General features: G+C 36.3%; 18 protein-coding genes and 1 pseudogene. 7 read left to right on the plus strand and 12 right to left on the minus strand.

Annotation, left to right across the window (positions count from 1 at the left end; all coding sequences use genetic code 11):
- Window positions 1–15 precede the first annotated feature (15 nt).
- Window positions 16–1,140 carry a radical SAM family heme chaperone HemW gene (gene hemW, locus IPM47_19940; GenBank protein QQS31535.1) on the minus strand — a complete coding sequence of 375 codons (1,125 nt, stop codon included), beginning with the start codon at window positions 1,138–1,140 and terminating at the stop codon, window positions 16–18.
- 158 nt (window positions 1,141–1,298) lie between these two features.
- Between hemW and IPM47_19945 the strand changes: the two genes are divergently transcribed.
- The gene (locus tag IPM47_19945) at window positions 1,299–2,198 is read left to right on the plus strand and encodes a tetratricopeptide repeat protein (protein QQS29080.1); all 900 of its coding nucleotides are present in this window, start codon (window positions 1,299–1,301) and stop codon (window positions 2,196–2,198) included.
- Window positions 2,199–2,294: 96 nt separating this feature from the next.
- On the opposite strand, the gene IPM47_19950 is transcribed toward IPM47_19945, so the two are convergent.
- Together IPM47_19950 and IPM47_19955 are read right to left on the minus strand one after the other, a co-directional pair.
- Complete coding sequence (locus tag IPM47_19950; GenBank protein QQS29081.1) at window positions 2,295–2,672, minus strand: DUF3307 domain-containing protein; 378 nt, start codon at window positions 2,670–2,672, stop codon at window positions 2,295–2,297.
- A 153-nt stretch (window positions 2,673–2,825) separates the two neighbouring features.
- On the minus strand, window positions 2,826–3,686 hold the full coding sequence (locus tag IPM47_19955) for a DNA adenine methylase (GenBank protein QQS31536.1): 861 nt from the start codon (window positions 3,684–3,686) through the stop codon (window positions 2,826–2,828).
- Window positions 3,687–4,210: 524 nt separating this feature from the next.
- Between IPM47_19955 and IPM47_19960 the strand changes: the two genes are divergently transcribed.
- Both IPM47_19960 and glmS read left to right on the plus strand, forming a co-directional pair.
- Window positions 4,211–4,507, plus strand: coding sequence for a hypothetical protein (locus tag IPM47_19960; protein ID QQS29082.1), 297 nt, complete (start codon window positions 4,211–4,213; stop codon window positions 4,505–4,507).
- A 229-nt stretch (window positions 4,508–4,736) separates the two neighbouring features.
- A complete protein-coding gene (gene glmS, locus IPM47_19965) occupies window positions 4,737–6,575 on the plus strand; it encodes a glutamine--fructose-6-phosphate transaminase (isomerizing) (protein QQS29083.1) in 1,839 nt (612 codons plus the stop codon).
- A 123-nt stretch (window positions 6,576–6,698) separates the two neighbouring features.
- On the opposite strand, the gene IPM47_19970 is transcribed toward glmS, so the two are convergent.
- Together IPM47_19970 and IPM47_19975 are read right to left on the minus strand one after the other, a co-directional pair.
- Window positions 6,699–8,123 carry a tetratricopeptide repeat protein gene (locus IPM47_19970; protein ID QQS29084.1) on the minus strand — a complete coding sequence of 475 codons (1,425 nt, stop codon included), beginning with the start codon at window positions 8,121–8,123 and terminating at the stop codon, window positions 6,699–6,701.
- A gap of 331 nt (window positions 8,124–8,454) precedes the next feature.
- Window positions 8,455–9,420 carry a MoxR family ATPase gene (locus tag IPM47_19975; protein QQS29085.1) on the minus strand — a complete coding sequence of 322 codons (966 nt, stop codon included), beginning with the start codon at window positions 9,418–9,420 and terminating at the stop codon, window positions 8,455–8,457.
- Between the two features lie 297 nt (window positions 9,421–9,717).
- On the opposite strand from IPM47_19975, the gene IPM47_19980 reads away from it, so the two are divergent.
- Window positions 9,718–11,862 carry a T9SS type A sorting domain-containing protein gene (locus IPM47_19980; GenBank protein ID QQS29086.1) on the plus strand — a complete coding sequence of 715 codons (2,145 nt, stop codon included), beginning with the start codon at window positions 9,718–9,720 and terminating at the stop codon, window positions 11,860–11,862.
- A gap of 273 nt (window positions 11,863–12,135) precedes the next feature.
- Here the strand turns inward: IPM47_19980 and gldN (IPM47_19985) are convergent, their stop codons facing one another.
- A complete protein-coding gene (gene gldN / locus IPM47_19985; protein ID QQS29087.1) occupies window positions 12,136–13,029 on the minus strand; it encodes a gliding motility protein GldN in 894 nt (297 codons plus the stop codon).
- Window positions 13,030–13,197: 168 nt separating this feature from the next.
- Here gldN (IPM47_19985) and IPM47_19990 point away from each other — a divergent pair, with 168 nt between their 5' ends.
- The 3 genes from IPM47_19990 to IPM47_20000 are packed head-to-tail and all read left to right on the plus strand — an operon-like array spanning window position 13,198 to window position 14,112.
- The gene (locus tag IPM47_19990) at window positions 13,198–13,455 is read left to right on the plus strand and encodes a hypothetical protein (GenBank protein QQS29088.1); all 258 of its coding nucleotides are present in this window, start codon (window positions 13,198–13,200) and stop codon (window positions 13,453–13,455) included.
- Window positions 13,400–13,927 carry a transposase gene (locus IPM47_19995; protein ID QQS29089.1) on the plus strand — a complete coding sequence of 176 codons (528 nt, stop codon included), beginning with the start codon at window positions 13,400–13,402 and terminating at the stop codon, window positions 13,925–13,927. Before IPM47_19990 ends, IPM47_19995 begins: the two co-directional genes overlap by 56 nt.
- Window positions 13,924–14,112 (plus strand): hypothetical protein, encoded by a 189-nt coding sequence (locus IPM47_20000; protein QQS29090.1) that lies wholly within the window; start codon window positions 13,924–13,926, stop codon window positions 14,110–14,112. Before IPM47_19995 ends, IPM47_20000 begins: the two co-directional genes overlap by 4 nt.
- A gap of 210 nt (window positions 14,113–14,322) precedes the next feature.
- Here the strand turns inward: IPM47_20000 and gldN (IPM47_20005) are convergent, their stop codons facing one another.
- The 6 genes and pseudogenes from gldN (IPM47_20005) to IPM47_20030 all read right to left on the minus strand — a co-directional run bounded on the left by gldN (IPM47_20005) (window position 14,323) and on the right by IPM47_20030 (window position 21,129).
- Window positions 14,323–15,219 carry a gliding motility protein GldN gene (gene gldN, locus IPM47_20005; GenBank protein ID QQS29091.1) on the minus strand — a complete coding sequence of 299 codons (897 nt, stop codon included), beginning with the start codon at window positions 15,217–15,219 and terminating at the stop codon, window positions 14,323–14,325.
- 200 nt (window positions 15,220–15,419) lie between these two features.
- Complete coding sequence (gldM, locus tag IPM47_20010; GenBank protein ID QQS29092.1) at window positions 15,420–16,961, minus strand: gliding motility protein GldM; 1,542 nt, start codon at window positions 16,959–16,961, stop codon at window positions 15,420–15,422.
- Window positions 16,962–17,027: 66 nt separating this feature from the next.
- A complete protein-coding gene (gene gldL / locus IPM47_20015; protein ID QQS29093.1) occupies window positions 17,028–17,825 on the minus strand; it encodes a gliding motility protein GldL in 798 nt (265 codons plus the stop codon).
- A 111-nt stretch (window positions 17,826–17,936) separates the two neighbouring features.
- Window positions 17,937–19,205, minus strand: coding sequence for an SUMF1/EgtB/PvdO family nonheme iron enzyme (locus tag IPM47_20020; GenBank protein ID QQS29094.1), 1,269 nt, complete (start codon window positions 19,203–19,205; stop codon window positions 17,937–17,939).
- A 134-nt stretch (window positions 19,206–19,339) separates the two neighbouring features.
- A complete protein-coding gene (locus IPM47_20025) occupies window positions 19,340–20,326 on the minus strand; it encodes a PorP/SprF family type IX secretion system membrane protein (protein ID QQS29095.1) in 987 nt (328 codons plus the stop codon).
- Window positions 20,327–20,629: 303 nt separating this feature from the next.
- Window positions 20,630–21,129 (minus strand): annotated as a pseudogene (locus IPM47_20030) (Lrp/AsnC ligand binding domain-containing protein).
- Between the last annotated feature and the right edge of the window lie 388 nt (window positions 21,130–21,517).

A 21,517-nucleotide genomic window follows, 5' to 3' on the forward strand; every position in this document is an offset into this window, starting at 1 on the left:
CGGACATCGCAAATTTCAGATAAACAGATCGGCAATCACTGCATCGGCGGTAAAACGGGCATGAGGCAATAAATACAGCGTTTCCGTTTCTATGCTCATTTTACCGCTGATGATATATTTTTCAACTCCCTTTCTTAGGTGCTCCAAATAATTCCTGCCAAAATTGAGCAGGATATACTCAAACTTACAACCCCAGGAAGTTCTTAAGGTTGTCATCAGGTATTCATTAAACCGGTCATCCACACTCAACACTTCTATTTCGAAAGGAATGATGCTTTGCGCAATTGATTTGAGATATTGTGCATTGTTAGATACATTCCATTGGCGCGATATTCCGTTAAAAGAATGAGCTGAAGGTCCAATCCCAAGATAGGGTTTGCCGGTCCAGTAACTGCTGTTATGGCCGGCAACATATCCGGGCAAACAGAAATTAGATATCTCGTAGTGCTGGTAGTTGTATTTTGCCAATGTTTGGGTCAGGATTTGAAATTGTTTCTCCGATAATAGTTCGTCAACAGGAGCAACTTTACCAATCTCAATAAAATGTTGTAATGCTGTTTTAGGCTCAACGGTCAGACAATATGCCGAAATATGGGGAATATTTAACTCAATAACAGTTGATAGGTTAGCTTGCCATTGTTCTTTGCTCAATGTGGGAGTACCATAAATCAGGTCAATGCTAAGGTTCGAAAATCCGGCCTCGAGGGCATTTTTTAAACAAGCAACAGCATCATGAGCATTATGAGCGCGGTTCATAAATTTTAAATCGGCATCAGAAAAAGACTGAACCCCAATGCTCAACCTGTTCACAGGCGTTTGTCGAAGTCCTTTTAATTTTTCGGGGGTAAGGTCATCGGGATTGGCTTCCAGGGTAATTTCAGCGTCTGGAGAAATTGTAAAATAGGCAGAGAGATGCTCAATGAGCGAATTAATCTCATCTGGTTCTAACAAGGAAGGAGTGCCTCCTCCGAAATAGATACTCATCAACGTTGTATCGCCTAAATAATCTTTTCGCAAATCAATTTCCTGTTTTAAAGCAATCAACATTTCATTTTTACTTCGCAAAGAGGTTGAAAAATGAAAATTGCAATAATGACAAGCTTGTTTGCAAAAAGGAATGTGTACATAAACTCCACTCATAAATAAAATTCCAGGAGTGTTTAAAAATTTAAATCTCCAAACAAGGCTCACTTTACAATCAGTCTGAGAAGTTGGACTAAAGTTGTAAATTACCGGCAAATCTACAAAAAGCATGATTTCCATCTTGCATAGTCCTCATTCTAATCAATACCAAGAATATGAAAGAAGAAGATAAAACCTCTCAAACAAACCTTCCTGAGATAGACAAACTTTGGGATTATAGTAACCCAAAAGAAACTGCACTAAAATTTAAAGAATTATTGCATGATGCCGAAAAATCGGGCAATCAATTTTATCGGGCAGAACTCCTGACCCAGTTAGCGAGAACCCAAAGTTTGCAACGCGCATTTACCGAAGCCCATTTAATTTTGGATTCTGTTCAAAAAATGCTTTCCACACAGGAAATGCCGGTTCCCGAAATTCGATATCTTCTCGAACGTGGACGTACTTACAATTCCAATAATGAACAGGAAAAGGCAATACCTTTGTTTAAAGCAGCTTTTGAAAAAGCAGTTATCAACAACGAAGATTTCTATGCCATAGATGCCCTTCACATGTTGGGAATAGCAGATAAACCTCAGGAACAGTTGACCTGGAATTTATTGGCAATGGAGTTGGCTGAAAAATCAAACAATAGAAAAGCAACCGGTTGGTTAGGCCCTTTATATAATAATATCGGTTGGACATACCATGACATGCAGGATTATTCCAAAGCATTGGTAATGTTTGAAAAATCTTTAGCCTGGAGAATTGAACACAAGGACGAGCAAGGTATTTTTATTGCAAAATGGTGTCTCGGAAGGGTCAACAGGTCCTTAAATCGAATAGACGAAGCCCTGCAAATTCAAAAACAATTAGCAAAAGAAATTGAGGACAAAAATGTAAACCCTGATGGATATGTTTATGAAGAGCTGGCAGAATGTTTACTACTTCAAGGTAAAATTGAGGAAGCAAAAACCTATTTTTGGTTGGCCTATGAATTGCTGTCAAAAGATGAATGGTTAAAAGCCAACGAACAGAACAGACTTGAACGATTGTTAAAGCTTGGAAAGGGGTAAAGAATGTATGATTTTATTTAAAAAACACAAAACTATATCCTAAACTATTGGTAGCATATCCAAACTTCATAAAAAGGCAACAAAAAACTAAAACAATTACGCTACTGCATAATATGACATCCCGATAATCACCAAAGCATGAAGAAATTGATCGAAACCAAATAACAACCAAAACCACTTGTTTGCCGGGTCTATTAGTATAGGGAACCAACCATTCATCCTACCCTTGGAAATATCTATTAAAAAATGTGTGACAACCTGAAAACCTATGAGTTTCAGAATGAGCAGGGTATCAATTGGTATAAAACAAAACAAGAAAATAAGCATCAGCAAACCATGAACTCCGGCATGAGCTAAAACAGGTAAAACCTGCTTTCCGGTTTGCTTGGCACTTAGCATAGAAGTTGTTGACAAGAAGGTAAAATCTCCTAAAAAATGGCAGAAAAAAAGTCCGATTAATATGAATGTTTGCAATTTATTTACTGGGTTTTGGTAAATCTGTCTTACTTGAAACACTCATCAAAAATGAAATTAAAACTCAATTCTAATATCAGTATCACAAGTATTTGAGGGCAAATTTAAAGAAGAATTTACGTTAAATTCAAATTATTTTAATAAATCAGGATTTTATAGAGTTGGCAGTTCAGTTAGATTCTCATTGTTCTTATAATAGTTCGCAGGTTTCATTGAGGTCAGGTAGTTTGAGATAAATATTTCTTTTCCGGTTTTGTCAGAATTGGCAGCAACATTTCTCATCCCATAAGTCAGATCCCAACTGAAGATTTTTGCAAAGCTGAACAATTTGCAAATATATTCCGAATCATCATAAGTAATTAACCATTGGTGGGGACATTTTTTCATGGTTTCTGCGAACCGGATATGATCAAAATCTTTGTGTAAATGTCCGTTTTTACCATAAAGCGCAGATTTGGCTGCCGAATAATACGGGGGGTCCAAAAACAAGAATACTTCATTACCCTGTTGCATTACAACTTCTGCGTAATCTAAATTGGTAATTTTGACAGTTTCAAGTCTGATTGCAAGTGCCTTCACCCTTTCAACAGAAGAAGTGGTAAATCTGCCTTGAAAAGCGGCTTCAGAAAAACCTCCCGAGTCACTTGTTCCGGAAAAAGTAATCCGGTTGAAGATAAAAAAAGCTGCTGCTTTTTCCGGTTCGGTAAAAGTATGGTAATGCTCCTTTAAGAAGAAAAACAATTTTTTCCCTTCAGGAAAAAAGGTTTTAAATCTCCATATAGCCTCAATCAGCTCAGTAGGGTTTTCTTTACACTGTTTCCAAAAACATAAAAGAGGTGGGTATAAATCGTTAATCCAAAATTTAGCCGCCGGGTGCAATTGCTGTTGGTGAATATAAACAGACCCCCCTCCAACAAAAGGCTCTCTGTATTCTTTATATGGGGGAATGAGCGAATCAATTAAAGAAACTGCTCTGCTTTTTCCTCCGGGGTATCTCAATGGGCTTTTAATCATCTTGTTCATGAGCATATTAGAAACAAAACGGTTTAGATGTTGTTTTCAATTTTCCGGAGAATGGAAACTTAAATTTATGAATCATCAGCTAAGTTTCTTTGGGTCTTATGAATTTCGGCATAAAAATAAAAATTAACCTGGACAAACATCGTAATTACCAACTATGACATAAAAACTATGGTCTCCTGTATTGTTAACGGTATAACTTTAACTATCCGGCAAAATTTATATCTAATTGAACAGACTGCATGTATGTTAAAAAAGGGAAACTATAATTCAATCCCTTAAAAATTATCAGCCAATTTATACTTTACAAATCACAAATTTAACCAACTCGGTTCAGCTTAGTTTTGAACAAAAACAATTCTGAATTAGCAGTCAACGTTATAACCAAAATCACTTGTAAAAAAAAGGAAAAGAGGTCAATATCAAAATTCAATAAAACAAAACAAACCTGAGACTTAAACAGGTTAACCGACAAAATAACTAACTTTGCACTCATTACTCATTTTAATCCATTTTTTATGAGTTTATACATGATAGATATCCAACTGCCTGATACATTCAACCAAAATTTTCTGGAACTGATACCTGATCAACGCGCTCATATAGACCAACTTTTAGCCGAAGGAAAGGTATTAAGCTATTCTCTTGCCGCCAACCGATCTAAACTATGGGTCATTGTAAATGCTGAAGACCGTCGAGAAGTCTATGACCTGATTGCCGGATTTCCAATTTACACTTATATAAAATCAGTTGTGTCAGAATTAGCTTTTCACAACCATTTCGAACAGGTAGCGCCTCAGTTTTCGTTAAATTAACGGCTATTTAAAGCAGTCTTTTTAATCCTCTGCAACTTTTGACTTTTAAAAAGCTACTATCTGTCAATTGCTTGCAAAATATTTGAAGCAGGTAAAAAGTTCAAAAAAACCAACATCCTTCTTTAAAATCCAACCTAAATGTCATGTTCAGGGTTAATATTGCATTGCCTTTTTTAAAAAAATTTAACAGGCAATCATCCATTTATCAACCATAAAATTTCAAAATTAAATGTGCGGAATCGTAGGATATGTAGGCCATAAAGATGCCTTCCCTATTTTGATTAAAGGGCTTCAAAGATTAGAATACCGTGGTTATGACAGTGCAGGAGTTGCGCTAATTAACGGCGATTTGCGAATTTACAAATGCAAAGGTAAAGTCAGCGACCTGATATCACACGCGGCAGATAAAAATACACACGGCACTATTGGAATAGGACATACCCGTTGGGCAACACACGGTGAACCCAATGATGTCAATGCACACCCTCATTTGTCGGGAGATGGCAGGCTGGCTTTAATTCACAACGGAATTATTGAAAACTATGCCGTGTTAAAAGAAATGCTCATTTCTCGCGGACATACTTTTTTATCAGAAACTGATACTGAGGTTCTGGCACATTTTATTGAAGAAGTTCAACAACGCGAACAAGTTCCTTTGGAAGAAGCTGTGAGAATAGCACTTCAGCATGTAGTTGGAGCTTATGCCATTGTAGTGATTTCCAAAGACGACCCGGAACGTTTGGTAGCCGCCCGTAAAAGCAGTCCTTTAGTTATTGGAATTGGTGAAGGTGAATATTTTATTGCCTCAGATGCTACGCCAATCATTGAACATACCCGTAATGTGGTTTATTTGAACGATGAAGAAATTGCAGTAGTTGACCTGAATAAAGAACTTGCTATACGCACCATCAAAAATCAAATCAAAACTCCGTTTGTTGAAGAGTTGGAATGGAGTTTGGAAATGCTCGAAAAGGGCGGTTATGAACATTTTATGCTCAAAGAAATACATGAACAGCCAAACTCTGTAACCGATAGTATGAGAGGCAGGCTTCATGCTGATTTGGGTGTTATTCTTCTTGGCGGTATCAAAGAATACGAACAAAAACTGCGAAGTGCAAGAAGAATCATTGTTGTTGCTTGCGGAACGAGTTGGCATGCCGGTTTGGTCGGAGAATATTTAATTGAAGACCTGGCCCGTATCCCTGTTGAAGTAGAATATGCATCAGAGTTCAGATACAGAAATCCGGTGATTTACGAAAGTGATATAGTCATTGCTATTTCACAATCAGGTGAAACCGCAGATACGTTGGCTGCCATTGATCTGGCAAAATCAAAAGGGGCAACTATTCTGGGAATTTGCAATGTTGTAGGTTCCTCAATAGCCCGCACTACTCATGCAGGTGCTTATACCCATGCAGGACCTGAAATCGGAGTAGCTTCTACCAAAGCATTTACTGCACAACTCACTATTCTTTCACTTATGGCATTAAGGATTGCCCACCTAAGAGGCACTATTTCCGAATCGCGCTACCGTCAATTATTAACCGACCTCGAACAAATTCCGAATAGAATTAAGAAAACCCTCGAACTGGAGCCACAAATTAAGTTCATAGCCAATGAGTTTCAACATGCAGGCAATTTTCTGTATCTTGGACGTGGATACAATTTTCCCGTTGCATTGGAAGGGGCTTTAAAATTAAAAGAAATCTCCTATATTCATGCTGAAGGCTATCCGGCTGCAGAAATGAAACATGGACCAATTGCACTAATTGATGAAGAAATGCCCGTAGTCGTTCTTGCAACAAACGAAAGTGCTTACGAAAAAATAATATCCAATATTATGGAGGTAAAAGCACGTAAGGGTAGAATTATTGCAATAACCACAGAAAACGATACTCAGATTAGCAATCTGGCTGAATTTGTAATTAAAATACCACGTACCTCTGAACCATTTACCCCAATGATTTCCGTTGTGCCTTTACAATTGTTAGCCTATCATATCGCATTGCTGCGCAATTGTAATGTTGATCAACCCAGAAATTTAGCCAAATCGGTAACTGTAGAGTAATATTTATATATATTGATTTAATGTCTTTATTCTAAAGACTAAAAAAGACAAAAAAAACTCCCGAATCGCGAAATCAGCAATTCGGGAGTTTTTATTTAAAATCCTATGCTAAATGAAAACCCATTACTTCCCTATGCGGTTTAGTTCAATCAGCATCAATATGTCGGGGTTATCTTTAAGATGTGGCAATGCAGTAAAGAATAAGTCAATTCCTTCGCTATATAATTGTAATGCGCGTGTTAGATAAACATACCCTTTTTGTTTCCTGCCAATTGTAATAAGAGAGGCTGCAAGTATATACAGCAACTCATGACGGTCAGGAAATTTGTTCATTGCAAACTCTAACAATTCAATACTGTCTTCTGTTAAGTCAAGCTGAAAATACATAGAAGCGGCTTTTATATAATAAGCCGTTTCCTCTTTGTCTGCATCAATAGCCTCTAAGTAATAAAGCAGCGCTAATTCAAATTTTTCAGTTAATTCATAAACCAAAGCTATTGCATAAAAGTAGGTATCACAATTAGGATCAATTTTCAAAGCTTTGTTGTATAATCTTATAGCTTCATCAAAGTTGCCTTTTTCGCGGCTGCACTCCCCTAACTGAAAATATGCATCTGCATTGTTTGGATTAATTTGCAAGGCTTTATTAAAATAGTTAGTGCTTTCTTCGAATGACTGTAGATGAAGGGCGCATAATCCGATGCAATAGAAAATGTCATCATCATTATCACCTCTTTTTTGAGCCTCTATATACATCTCTTTCGCCTTGATATAATTGCCCAATTCAAAATAAGCTTCCCCACTGTCTCTGTAAGCAGCAGAAAAATCATCATTAATGATAAAAGCATACTCATAGGCATAAATTGCTTTTTTATATCGCTCCATACTAAACCATGCATTACCTAAATGATACCATGCCAAATGTGAATATGGTTCAGCATTGATTAGTTTTCTTTGTATTTTTATACTTTCTCTGAAGCGATTAGTTTCAATAGCTAAATAGTCATATCTAATTTGAGCCATCTCACTGTTTGGACTTAAAAAAAGTGCCTTTTTTGCATATCGGTAAGCCTTATCCATGTGCCCATTTGCTTCATAGACATCTGATGCAGCTATATAAATATCTGACTGTTCTTCTTTATCAGCAAAAGTCAGACACCTTTTAAGAATCTCAAGCGTTTTTTTAAACTCTCCTTTGGAGTTTAAAATGTCTGCCTGTAATATAAGAGTATCTAAATCGTTTGGCGCAAGAAAAAGGGCTTTTTCTACCAGCACAAGAGCTTCATCATATTGCTTAAATTCAAAAAGAAATTGAGCCTTTTTAGAGAGAAATGTCGAAGAGTTTGGAAATTGTTCAAGAGCATATAAAGCTGCATCATAAGCTTTTTCCCATTCTGAGTTTTCTTCGTAATAAGCAACTATATCCTCTAATGTTTCGTGTTCAAAAAAATGAGACTGCCTGTTCTTTTGCATATTTTCGTATTGTCTTACGATTTCAAGCATCTCATCCTGGCTGTTGAGTTTGTCGTCAAAATTGTCTTTGAACATTCTTTTTGTTTAATTTTTGGATGTTAGGCGAAGTTAACAACCTTTCTGAAAAAGCAGTCAAACCATATTCTTCCAACTAACTATAAAATAACCCGTTACATATAGTAAACGTTCATTTGCATGGAAAAATTTGACATTTATCCATTCAATTTTAAAATCAGTGAGACTGCAAATGATTTCAGAATGAAATTGGACTGAAAAAAGTAAGTGCTTGCAACTTTAAGTTATCTCATTATTGCCATAACAACTTTGCATTTTTCAAGTACCTTAAATTGTTTTAACTTAAGAACCTGTAAAACGCAATTAAATATCTTTGATTAATATTGAGCTTCTATAACAATCTGCGGATAATATCTTCAATGGCAATTCCTTCTGCCTCCGCTTTATAATTCTTCACTAAACGGTGGCGAAGAACATCTTCAGCAACAGCCTGAACATCTTCCATATCAGGAGAATATTTTCCGTTCAATGCTGCATTGGCTTTTGCTCCGATTACTAAAAATTGCGAAGCTCGCGGACCGGCACCCCAGGAAATGTATTCGTTAATTTCTTTTGTAGCCAGGGTAGTACCGGGTCTTGTCTTACTGGCAAGCTTTACAGCATATTGTAACACATTATCTGCAATAGGTACTTTGCGAACTAAATGTTGGAAAAATCGAATTTCATCAGCAGAAAGCGACTTTTTTAGAACTACATCTCGGACTGCCGTTGTGCTTTTCACCACATTAACTTCTTCCTCAAAACTTGGATAATCTACCTTAATGTTGAGCATAAATCGGTCTAACTGTGCTTCAGGCAGTGGATAAGTACCTTCTTGTTCAATTGGGTTTTGTGTTGCTAAAACAAAAAAGGGCAAATCGAGTTGATGGAGATGCCCACCAACTGTAATAGATCTTTCCTGCATAGCTTCCAATAATGCCGATTGTGTTTTGGGAGGGGTACGGTTAATTTCATCTGCCAATAAAATATTGGCAAACAAAGGTCCGCGCGTAAATCTGAATTGACGTTGTTCATCTAAAATTTCAGCTCCTGTAATATCGGATGGCATAAGGTCAGGTGTAAACTGAATGCGTTTGAAACTGAGATTTAGAACATCAGCTATTGTTTTAACCAACAGGGTTTTTGCCAAACCAGGCACACCTACTAATAAAGCATGTGCATCACAAAAAATACAAAGCAATACCTTTTTTACTACGTCATCTTGTCCTATAATTACTTTTCCAACTTCCTGCTTCAGATTTTTATAAGTTACTGCCATTGAGTCAATGGCTTCTACATCAGATTTGAATTGCTGCATCAGTAAATTTAAATGTTTAGTTTTATGCTCAAGTCTATTTGAAATCCCAAAAGCTATACTTCCGGTTTAGAAAATTAGTCTGAATTTTGCTCTTCAGATTGTTTGTTCTTAAAATTAAAAAAACGACCGCAAAGTTAGTATTTTTATGTTTACCCTTTATTACATGGTAGGAATTCCTGGATAATAAGTTGCGGCAAACTACAATATTTAACCTTTAAAATTGAAAACTATACTATAACGATTGATAATTGCTACCTTTATCAACAAATACCTAACTTAATAACCATCAATAACTCAATGATAAAACAACTTATTGTTTTTTTGGTTTTATTCTGTCCAATAACTTTTGAAGTATTTGGTCAACCGGAGCCTTGTGGAACAGATGAGATTATGAGTTTGGCCCAACAAACAAACCCCGAAATTTCAGCATTTCGAAAAAACTCTGAACGTAAAATTCAAGATTATATTAACAATAATCACAGAAGTTGGGAAAATGAAATTATCACAATTCCTACAGTTATTCATATTATTTATCATAATGACGAGGAAAATCTGCCCGATTCTATCATTTACAGCCAAATGGATGTATTAAATGAAGATTTCAGGCGCTTAAATGCTGATACTATTAACACTCCGGACTATTTTAAACCTGTAGCTTCTGATATGCGGTTTGAGTTTTGTCTGGCTACCCATGATCCGGAGGGCAATCCTACAAACGGAATTACTCGCACCTATACTGATGTAACCCAGTTTGCTTATAACAGCGGAAATTATGAGGTTATAACCAGAATGCATTTTGACAGTAAAGGAGGAAAAAATATCTGGAACCGCGATGAATATTTGAATGTTTGGGTTATCAATCTGAATAATAGCAGCGGAGTTCTGGCTTTTGCATATTTACCGGGTGCTGATCCTGCGGTTGATGGAATTGTGTGTGATTATGAATATTTTGGCAAACCCGGATTGGCGGATCCTCCTTATGGTCTGGGGCGAACTATGACCCATGAAGTCGGTCATTGGCTAAACCTTTACCATACTTTTAATGATAGTGAAGGTTCTTTTTGTAGTGATGATTTTGTTGAAGATACTCCTCCCCAATTACAGGCAAATTTTACTTGTTATACCTTTCCACATTCAACCTGTGATAATGTAAGTGACATGTATATGAATTATATGGACTACCCTGGTGATGATTGTACTAATATGTTCACCATTGGTCAAACAGCTCGTTCTCATGCTGCAGTACATATTATGCGATCTTCTATCTTAAACTCAACTGCTTGTCAACCAATCGCCGATAATGATATCAAGCTCAGTTCTATAGATGAACCGTTCAGCAGTTATTGTTTTTCAAACTACGTTCCCATCTTTATAAGCATTAAAAACAACGGATTAAATGAGGTCAACTCTTTAAAAATAGGATACTCTGTTAATGAACAAGTATCGTCTGAAGTAACTGAATGGACGGGTTCTTTGCAAGTTGGAGAATCGGCATCCGGAATCTTTTTAGGAATACCGGAAATACCGAATGGCCTTCATCTTCTGAAAGTATTCACTTATCTGCCCAATGAACAACCCGATTCTTATCCAAAAACAGACACTTTGGCAAAAATGATCACCATTGGAGCCGGTATTCCCGCACCTTACACAGAAACTTTTACTACACCTTATCCCGATAACGGTTGGAGTTTATACGATGAAGCAAATGCTGTTCCTTGGCAACAGATTTTCGAAGTAGTCTCTTCAGATGGTCAAATTGGCGGAGTAATGAGTGTAAAAAACGATTTCAGCGACTATTTCGAAGTAGAAGGTTCTATTGATGATTTCTTTTCACCGAATATTGATTTGCGAAATTTTTCAGATGCCCAACTCAGTTTTGATGTCAGCTATCGTTTTACAGACGATAAAGCAGATGCATTAAGTGTTCTTGCGAGCCCTTTTTGTAGCCCTCCCTATGAAGAGCTGTTTAATAAATCAGGCGCTACTTTAAGTACAAGAACAGCACCTACACCTCAATCTGCTACTGATTGGAGAACGGAAACCATTGACTTGACAGCTTATGCAGGTCAAAGTGTTCATTTAGTTTTTAGAAATACTACAGCAGGGGGTAACTGGTTAATGATTGACAATATTCGAGTAACCGGAACAGAGTTTCCGGTTTATTCACCCGACGAATTAGGGATTGGTGAGATAATTGTCAAGCTCTTTCCAAATCCGGTAATAGAAGATAAATTTTCACTGTTTATTTTTAATCCAAAACAAATTCAGGACTGCAAACTAGAAATATTTAACATTCAGGGACAAAAAATCTGGCTACAAAATTTGAAACTACAAACCGGACAAAATATATTACCCGTTTACATCCCCTCATTTAGTAAAGGTATCTATTTCGTACAGTTTCATACTCCAGATCAAACCGTTGTTTTAAAACTTGTTAAGTGATTTTTAAAGCTAAACTTCTTAGGTTTGAAACAGTAATCCCTCACTTTTTTCATTCATCAAAATATTTGCCACATTTAAGCAAAAACTTATCTGAAGTTTGAAAGTGAGGGATATTCAAAATGTGCTATTTGTCTGAATCTGAACTTGCTTGATTTTTAAATATTTTTTTGACTTGTTTTACAAGCACCTTTTTTAAGTTGGATAGGAATATTTGTGTTCTCCTGAAATAAATTAATATGCAATACTACCCCTAAAATAAAACGTATATTATAGTTAGTATGACCAAAGATTGTGTTCAAACTCCATGATTTCTTTTTTGATATTTTCAGCTTCTAACAAAGCATCTCTTCCCGAAGCATAATCACTTATTCGTCTATCAAATATATTGGATGCTTTTATGATGTAGCTTGAAAATCTTCTCATTTCAAACAAATCTTCCCAACTTAGATTCATGGCATTATTTGCCGGGTTAAAAATGTCATATTTAACCAGGTATTGTCTTAAATTAGGATAATATGCCCAAAACATAGCTTCCTGTCCTCTAAAATTTCCATTGTCATCAATTACATCCCTAATTGGAGCTATTCCTAATATCCGAACAATCATTGTTGAGGTTTGCTCGTCAAACATCCAATCCTCTTTTATCCTAAAAAGATTGACAGTTGACCAGTTAAAATCATTTTTAACTACTCTAATCTCGTAATCGTCAGTTTCCGGATTATAAACGTTAATGGTATCCACTGAGCCTAACCTGCGTTCCAAATCTTCAATACTCAGACGTTGAGTAAACTCATCATCTATAAAAAGCGGCACTTCGTTTTTATGCTTTTTTACAATGTCTAATAAGATTTGTACAAAAGGTTGAGGTGGATAAACAAACGGTTGGTTCATTTTTTGCCTGGTATCTATTACCCTCCAAACTCTTTTTTGCCAAAAAATATCGGCTTCTCTTAGAGGAGGATATGGCAATGCTTTTCTTTCTTTGGAAATATTTCTGTCATAAGCTCCATCCCTAATTTGCGACAGGTCATTTTGATCGCTATTTACTTCAGAATTTGAATGATGGGATACGGTATCTTTGTCGTAATGCTCAATTTGTGCATTTAGGACAAAGGTTTGTAAAATCAACAAAAGTTGCAATGCTGTGAACTTTAATGTCTGCTTCATAGACCAATTGTTTTAAGGTTAAAAAATATTGATGTGATGAAACTAAATTAACGTGAGGTTGGAATTAAATTTAGATAAATAATAGTGGGGAATAGAAAAAAGAGGTTGTGGTTGATATAATTTTGAGTTTGGAAAAAAAATCACCAACCAACAACCCCTCTATTCTTTATGCTTCTTGTTATAACAAACAAACTGGTATCGTTGTACATAGAGATTGACGATTTATTGCTTGACTATACTAACTGCAATCAATCACACTGTATTTTGGGTCATAAACCTCAGGGACGAAAGCTTGGTTTAAGTCCATCGGAAATAGCCACAATTCTTGTATTTTACCAATTATCCGGTTACAAAACTTTTCAATACTACTATGAACAACTCATTTTGGGCGAATTTAACCATTATTTTCCGAAAGCCCGGCTATAAGCACTTTTTATCATTGATACACAAATGCTTGCCGGTATTAGTGCTTTGGATGTTACGTTCATGTGAAAAAGCCCTCAAAACAGGCTGTTACTTCATAGACGCAACCAAATTACCGGTATGCCATATACATCGTCAAAGCCAAAATCGGGTGTTTAAAGACATCGCTGCCAAAGGTAAGACCTCCACAGGTTGGTTCTTTGGCTTGAAGTTGCATTTAGTCATCAACCAATTCGGAGAAATTGTTAAGTTTGCGTTTACTGCTGGAAATGTGGCAGACAATAACCACAACTTGCTGCGCTATCTGTTGGGCAACTTGCAGGGCAAATGTGCAGCAGACAAAGGCTATTACACCAAACTCTTTGACGAATTTGTTAAACAAGGTTTACAACTTATCCTAAAACCAAAGAAGAACCGTAAAAATCAATATCCCGCTTTGCCTAAAGATGTCTCTCTCAGTAAAAAAGAGCATTGATTGAATCGGTAAATGATATTCTGAAAACAGTTTGCAATTTAGAACACACAAGACATCGCAAACCGGAAAACGCTGCTACACATTTTATGGCTGCGCTAATTGCCTATCAACACTTAGATAAAAAACCATCTGTTTTTATCCCCAACGAAAATAATTACACAAACACCATCCAATTTGTTGCTTAATATCACTTAATCCCTTGTAAAATAAGGCTCCAATTTCCAACCTCACGTTAAATTAAAGTAGAACTCCTCTCAAACCATTAATAGTTTTTTATTGATTTAACAATTGAAATTTATGTGCTAACTAAAAAAAGGTCAAAATTATAAAAACAAAAAAGGCTAAAATGGTTTACCCAGATTAGCCTTTTTAACGTCAAAAAGAAAAAATTGTTATTAGTAAGTCCACATATTGTGTTCTTTTTCGAAAATCTCTTTTTTGATTTTTTCTGATTCTAATAGGGCATCACGACCTGCAGCATATTCTTGAATTCTTCTGTCCTGAATATTTGAGGCTTTCATGATATAACTTCCAAACAATCGCATTTCAAAAATGTCATCCCACGTAAGTTTCATGGCATCATTAGTCGGGCTAAAAACTTCGTTGTTGATAAAGAATGGGCGGAAAGAGGGGTAGTATGCCCAAAACATTGCTTTTTGTCCGCGATAATTTCCATTATCGTCAATTACATCCATAATTGGACCAATACCCATAATACGGGCAACCATTGAAGCAGATTCTTCATCAAATATCCAATCTTCTTTTAATCGGAACAAACTAACATTCATCCAGTTGAAGTCGTTGGTTACAATTTTTTGGATATATTCATCTTTATCAGGATCAAATACCTGTACAGTATCAACCGAACCCAATTGGCTTTGGATTTCTTTTAATGATACTTGTTGTTTAAATTCGTCATCCATAAAAATTTTAGCATCATTGGGATGTTGATTGATGATATCTAACAACACCTGAATGAATGGATGTTTAGGATAAACAAAAGGAAGATTCATTTTTTGTCGAGTGTCAATTACTCTCCAAACTCTTTTTTCCCAAAACACATCTGCTTCGCGAATGTGATCATACTGAAGGATTTTTTTCTCTTTAATTGAGTTTTTGTCATAAGCACCATCTCTTACAACTGACCCTTCTGTTTCAGAACTTGGCGACTCTTGAGGTTGACCTCCCTGAGCACCACCTTCTTCATAACCTTCTTTGGTTTGTGCAAAGGAGGTAACGGTCAACAACAGGGTGAAGCAAAGAAAACTTGCTATCCAAAATAACCTTTTCATGGTAAATATCCAGTTTTAATTGTGATTTGCTATTTGATTATTAAACGGAGACGATAGTAGTTTAGTATTTATTAGCTATTGTATTTTCTAAATAATCGGAGAAAGCCTTTCAGTATTATAAATCATCGAACAAATAAATCGTAACCATTAAAATTTTGTAAATTGGGCTGCGTTTTCAGGCGCAGCCCAATTAAACAGAATTAGATAATTTTAAAAGAAATAGTCGGCAGTTTTCTAGATCTTCCATCAGGACCTTTAGCTCTGATATTGTCTATGTAATAGATACTTCCAACTTTTGCACGATCAATCAGACCTTGACATTGACTACCGAACTTTGAGCCGGAGTTATTACAAGTAAGAAGGTCTTGTCCTCTTTCTGCAAGGGTAATTTCAAAGCCTTCAACTGAAAACTTAGCATCAAAATCAAAATCTTTAAGTACAGCAGCAATACCCAACTGAGCTTTTAATTCTCCGGTTTTCAAAGCGCCACCGGCCTTACCACCTAACTCCGGAATGGGGTCCGGTATGTATTTAGCACGAAACTCTTTTGATCCGTTAACAGGTGATCCGTCTTTAGATTTTCCGCTTAAGTTGATTGAAGCTTTACCGGGAGAGGTAACTCTTACTGTGTATTGTCCGGGGCCACTTGCTTTGGTAAGAGAGCCGCCACCACCATTGATACTAACATTAATCTGATCGTCACGAATACCTGTAATAGACGCTGTGATAGGGTTATCAACACCTATATAAAACACATTCATTTTATCGGCAGATACAACAGGAGCATGGTCAGGTCGAGTAGCTACTGTATATTTTGTTGTAAAAGGATAAGATTTTGTATTTCCATAACTGTCTTTAGTGGTAATATTACCGGTAATCGAACGTTCACCCACACCACTTGCTGTTTCAGAATAGGTTGCCATTCCGTTTGCATCTAAGGGCAATGCACGACCACCAAGAGAAATTGAGGGTCGGGACATTGAACTTGAAGCAGCGAGGTATATTTGAGCTTCAAATTTTTCGCCTTGTAATAAATAAGTAGCGTTGGGAATAACCGCAGGTTGAAACTTATCAAATAAGATGGTGGTTTCACCTACTTTTTCAAACAATTTATCTACAACAATAGCTTCGCTTGAAATAGCATCGTTTTGAAATTTGGTAAGCAATGTTCGAACAGCCTGTGCAGGCATTTGGTAAAACATATACTCAGACCAGTTTTTCTTGGTACTATTGGCAGGAACTTCCTCAACATTAAGAGGCAACGCTTCTAAAATAACTTTTTGTTCTGCCGGATCAGTTAAAAGTTCAGAAAACTTTTTGCGATATTCAAGTATTTTACTTTGTAGTTCTTCGCCGGTTTTTTCTACAACAAATATTCTTGTAGGAGTGTCCTGGTCATCCGCCCGCTTAAGATCCCCTTTTTCAGGGTCAATACCTATTGCATCCACCAATTTTTGGTCTAAGCCAGAAACATAGGTATTAAAATCAGCCGAAAGTTTTCTGGCTTCTTCTGCTGCTGCTAAATATTCTTCTCCGCGTTTTTCTTTTTCGACTTTAGCCGCAAAGGCTGCCATCGTATTATTTACTTTCTGAGTAATTGAAACATTCGAGTTATCAATACCCTTGCGTATTAATCTGAAAGCGTTAAGAATTTCCGCGGATACATTTAATGCAAGCAGAGCAGTTAACACCAAATACATGATGTTAATCATCTGCTGCCGAGGTTCCTTTGGAATTGACATATATTAACTTTAAATTTAAAAGAAGTGAACAAATTTTGTTTTAAGCAATATCTGCTATAAATTAAATTAACCTTTTGCGCCAATTGCCATTGCGCTCAACATATTGCCATATACATTGTTAAGTGTACCCAGGTTTTTAGCCAAATTTGACATTTGTTCTCTGTACTTTTGAGTATCGGCTACAGAATCGTTGAGGTTTTGAATAGCATTGGTCAAATTGCTGTAAAACTTGTTCATCGCTTTCAAATGGTTGTTCGTGTCTTGCAATTCCAATTCGTAAACAGCATTCAAAGCTGCTAAATTTTTAGAAACTGCCTGAACTTGCTCTTGGTATTTTTTAGTATTGTCAGCAGCAGACTTCAAATCGTTTGCTACGATAGCAGCGTTTTCATAAGCTACTTTTACTTTTGATAATGCTTCTGCAGCTTCACCTGCACTTTTTGCATAGTCTCCTGTGGCTTTTGCAGTACTGGTTACATCAGACATTTTTGATAAATTATCTCCTAAAGAATTCAAATGTGTTCCCAAACGACCGATTAACTCGTTGTTTACACCTGCTTTAGAAAGTGCTTTATCTAAGCGTGAAGTAACATCACCACTTGGTTCAGCTGTAAGGGGTTCGATTTTAGAAGCGACATCATCTAAACCGGGATACAATTTTTCCCAATGATATTCGCGGTGAGGTGGGATAAGCGCCTGGATAATGAAAATAGATGCTTCCCAAACCATTGCGAGGGGTAGTACGATATTACCCCATTCGTAGTGCATGATTTTCCCTAATGCACCGATGATGATAAAACCTGCACCCAAACCAATGAATAGATTTCTGATGTAGGCAAATCCTTTCCTTTCGTAAATAGCCATAGTTTCTTGTAGTTTAGTTTAAATGAGTAAATTTTAAAAAATTTTTGTGATTTCAGGTGATTTTTCGGTATGCCATTACAAAAAAGCAATGGCATACCGAATTGGGAAGAATTAATATTTGTCGTCTATAGAACGTCCCAAGAAAGTAAGCGTTGAACGGAAACCTACATAGGATTTAGAAGTATCCTGATATTCCCAATGACGGGAACCTGTTTGAATATAATAAGCGATATCTTTCCAAGATCCTCCGCGAATAACTTTTCTTTTCATGGTTTCTGTGTCTTCTTTGCTTGCATCATATCGGATATCTGTATTCATGTCATGTCCGAAAGCGTCAGCATTTTCATAGAAAGCTGTAGAAGTCCATTCTGATACGTTGCCCGCCATATTGTACAAACCGTAATCATTAGGGTGGTATGAATCTGCTCTTACAGTATAGAATCCACCATCTTCAGGATAATTCCCACGACCTGGTTTAAAGTTTGCTAACAAGCAGCCTTTGCTGTTACGAACATAAGGTCCTCCCCAAGGATATGGAGCACTTTCCATGCCTCCGCGTGCAGCATATTCCCATTCATGTTCAAAGGGAAGACGAAACTCTTCACCCATCGTTTCTCCGTTTTCAGCAGCATAATCTCTCCACACTTTTGTTCTCCAAGCACAAAATGCATTTGCTTGTACCCAACTTACACCTACAGCAGGATAATCATCAAATGATGGGTGCCAGAAATAGTTTCTGGTCATCGGCTCATTGTAGGAGTAGGAGAAATCATGAATCCAAACCAAAGTATCAGGGTAAATTTTTACTTCTTCTTTGCGGATAAACGAACTTCTTGCATTTTCACGCATGTCTTTACGAGCAGCAGCTTTCCAATCGTACCATTCATAATTAAACACCAACGAACCGGTATTTAATTCTTTTCTTCCCCAAAACTGATCACCACCTGTGTAAAACATAGATTCTAAAGCAGGTCCGTCACCTGTGCCTGACCAATCAATCGGATATGTCCAGTCAAGTTTTTTATTTCCGTCTTCATCTTCGGTAAAATGATCTAATAAAGTATGGGCCATGGAATCCCGTACATAATGTACGAATTGGCGATACTCATTATTGGTAATTTCAGTATCGTCCATATAAAAACCCTGAATTGATTTTGCACGGGTTCTTTGAATGAGCGAGTTATTTACATCTTCATCGCTCGGGCCGGAATGAAAAGTACCTGATGGAATGTAAACCATGCCGAATGGATTTATATGATCCCATTTCGGACGGTCTTGCACCCCTACTAATTGGCCATTACTTTGCGTGCCAGATTTTTGGCAGCCTGCCGAAGCCATTAACGCAGTGATGACAATGCAAATTAATGCTAATTTTTTCATGGGACAAGTTTTGTTTTATTTTATACTTATTTTTGTTAATAATTGTTTTCCGGCTCGTAAAAATAGGTCTTTTTAATATTTCAACCAAACTTTTAGGTTTATTTAGAAAATTTCAAGGGTAAATCGCACTTTTTTTACAAAAATCTGGGATTGTAAATAGTTTTACCTCTACTTTCTGGCACAAAATCTAAGATTTTATAATGAACAACTAACTCATGAGATCCCGAATTGAAACTTCGCAATTTTGAGATTCCAATGTCGTAAGCATAAGAAATCAACCATTTTTTACCTAAACTTATTCCGGCAGCTATTGCTACTGCATCGAAAGATTTTTGTTCAAATCCCCTGAATGACACCCCACCATGAAACATCCGGTCATAGGTTATCATTGCGCCAAGGTCTAACTGGTATTTTATCAGGTCGGTTTTCATTAACAACGAAGGAGTTAGTCTTAATATTCTGTTTAAATCAATATCGTATGCAATAGTGGTTAAATAGTTTCTATTATTTTTTACAGATACTTTATTGTCAGCCCAAGTGAATGTATTTCGAGGCTCTATTAATTGTTGTACCGATAATCCTATTCTAAAAAATCTGTTTGTAAAAAGAAGTCCTAAATTTATATCCGGAGCAATGGAAGCTTGTGTTCCTACCGGTATTAAGTTGTCGTTATGATTAATACTTCCATTTTCATAATTTCCATCCGGTGAAATAAATCTATCACCTCGCCATCCCTTTTGAATAAATCCTATCTGAATACCTCCGGAAATTATTGAAGATTTTCCAATTGCTTTTGAATAAGCATAGTTCAGATAAACTGAGGTCTTGCGTTCTAATCCTAAAGCGTCATTTAATATGTTCAATCCTACTCCACTATTCCAAACCGGCATTGGCACATGCACTCCCAAGGTCTGAGTTATCGGTCGTTCGCTTAATCCTAACCACTGTGCTCTAAATGCTCCTTCTATATTTATACCTTCATTACTGCCACAATATGCAGGATTGTTTACTAATCCTACTAAATTATACTGAGTAAACTGAGTAAACTGTTGCGCCTGTATATCAGATTTACTGATTAAAAAAAACATTAAGTATAAAGGGACAAGCTTTATCAATTTCATACAGATGGTTAAACGACAAGGCATTTATATTTATTGAGTCGATCGAAAAATTTTTTTTAACCTCTGCAACTTTACTTCTATAAATCACGTCTTTCCTTAATGATTTTTTGCGCTTCTTAAACCCTAACGGAAATATTGTTTAGCAAATTGCTTGAATTCGTACAAAAATCTGTTTTTTTTGTGCCAATTCAGGTAAAAGTCTGCTTGCTATACGTATATTGTCTTCTAACTGTCAATTTTAGTAACGATTTTTATTGTAAAACATTTTTCACTTCGGCCAGTGGAACCTTGTTCTTTATTGGCTCATTTTTCCTCATCTACGGCTAAAAGCTTAACCTGTCTGTTGATTCTCTCTTCCAGTGAAATAAAAGTTTCTGTTCTTTGTATTCCTGTGATATTTTGAATTTTGTCGTGCAATAAATCCTTAAGATGTTTTGTATCCCGGCATATCACCTTTAAAAAGATGCTGTAATTTCCTGTTGTATAATTTAACCCTACAATTTCAGGGACAGACTTTAATTTTGCTACTACATCCTCATACATAGAACTTTGCTGCAGGTAGATTCCAATAAAAGCTGATATATCAAAGCCTAATTTTACAGGATCAACAATTAATTGTTGGCTTTTGACAATTCCCATTTGTTCCATTTTTTTACTCGTACATGTATTGTGCCCGCCGATACATAAAGCATCTCACCAATTTTAGTATATGCTATTTTAGCATCTTCAACCAAAATTGATAAGATTTGTAAATCAAGCTTGTCCAGTTTTAAATGTTCCTGATTATCAAATTCGTAATTCATAAACTTATTTTTATGGGCTATTTAGATAAATTGCAAAAATAAGCCCATTTTATTAAACAATCTGTAAATTTTATAAATTTTTATTGATAAATTTGCACAAAATCAGGAGTTGCTTTAACTTTGCATCAACAACTAAGTTTAAATAATCTTAGGTTGAACAATGTAGGGTGACGAAATTGGCAGACGTACCCTCCTGTCTCGGGGGTGGAGAGTTCGGCAAAAATTCCAATAATTATCTTTAAGGTTACTATTGGAACTAATCGCTCCTTGAAGGTTCGAATCCTTCTCCTACAGCAAACTTTTGTAAATTAAAAGCGTCGGGGCTATGTCCGGCGCTTTTTTGTTTAAAAATCCTATGCTGTTGATATGTTTTGTACTGTCTAAACCG

This window comes from Sphingobacteriales bacterium (genome assembly GCA_016700115.1).
In the GTDB taxonomy this organism is placed as follows: Bacteria; Bacteroidota; Bacteroidia; order Chitinophagales; family UBA2359; genus UBA2359.

Coding starts and splice junctions, on each gene's coding strand:
- IPM47_19975 (QQS29085.1), bottom strand. CDS start 9,420: ATGCAGCAATTCAAATCTGATGTAGAAGCCATTGACTCAATGGCAGTA.
- IPM47_19960 (QQS29082.1), top strand. CDS start 4,211: ATGAGTTTATACATGATAGATATCCAACTGCCTGATACATTCAACCAA.
- IPM47_19980 (QQS29086.1), top strand. CDS start 9,718: ATGATAAAACAACTTATTGTTTTTTTGGTTTTATTCTGTCCAATAACT.
- glmS (QQS29083.1), top strand. CDS start 4,737: ATGTGCGGAATCGTAGGATATGTAGGCCATAAAGATGCCTTCCCTATT.
- gldL (QQS29093.1), bottom strand. CDS start 17,825: ATGGCTATTTACGAAAGGAAAGGATTTGCCTACATCAGAAATCTATTC.
- IPM47_20025 (QQS29095.1), bottom strand. CDS start 20,326: ATGAAATTGATAAAGCTTGTCCCTTTATACTTAATGTTTTTTTTAATC.
- IPM47_19990 (QQS29088.1), top strand. CDS start 13,198: ATGCTTCTTGTTATAACAAACAAACTGGTATCGTTGTACATAGAGATT.
- hemW (QQS31535.1), bottom strand. CDS start 1,140: ATGAGTGGAGTTTATGTACACATTCCTTTTTGCAAACAAGCTTGTCAT.
- IPM47_19955 (QQS31536.1), bottom strand. CDS start 3,686: ATGATTAAAAGCCCATTGAGATACCCCGGAGGAAAAAGCAGAGCAGTT.
- gldM (QQS29092.1), bottom strand. CDS start 16,961: ATGTCAATTCCAAAGGAACCTCGGCAGCAGATGATTAACATCATGTAT.
- gldN (QQS29087.1), bottom strand. CDS start 13,029: ATGAAGCAGACATTAAAGTTCACAGCATTGCAACTTTTGTTGATTTTA.
- IPM47_20020 (QQS29094.1), bottom strand. CDS start 19,205: ATGAAAAAATTAGCATTAATTTGCATTGTCATCACTGCGTTAATGGCT.
- IPM47_19945 (QQS29080.1), top strand. CDS start 1,299: ATGAAAGAAGAAGATAAAACCTCTCAAACAAACCTTCCTGAGATAGAC.
- IPM47_19995 (QQS29089.1), top strand. CDS start 13,400: ATGAACAACTCATTTTGGGCGAATTTAACCATTATTTTCCGAAAGCCC.
- gldN (QQS29091.1), bottom strand. CDS start 15,219: ATGAAAAGGTTATTTTGGATAGCAAGTTTTCTTTGCTTCACCCTGTTG.
- IPM47_19970 (QQS29084.1), bottom strand. CDS start 8,123: ATGTTCAAAGACAATTTTGACGACAAACTCAACAGCCAGGATGAGATG.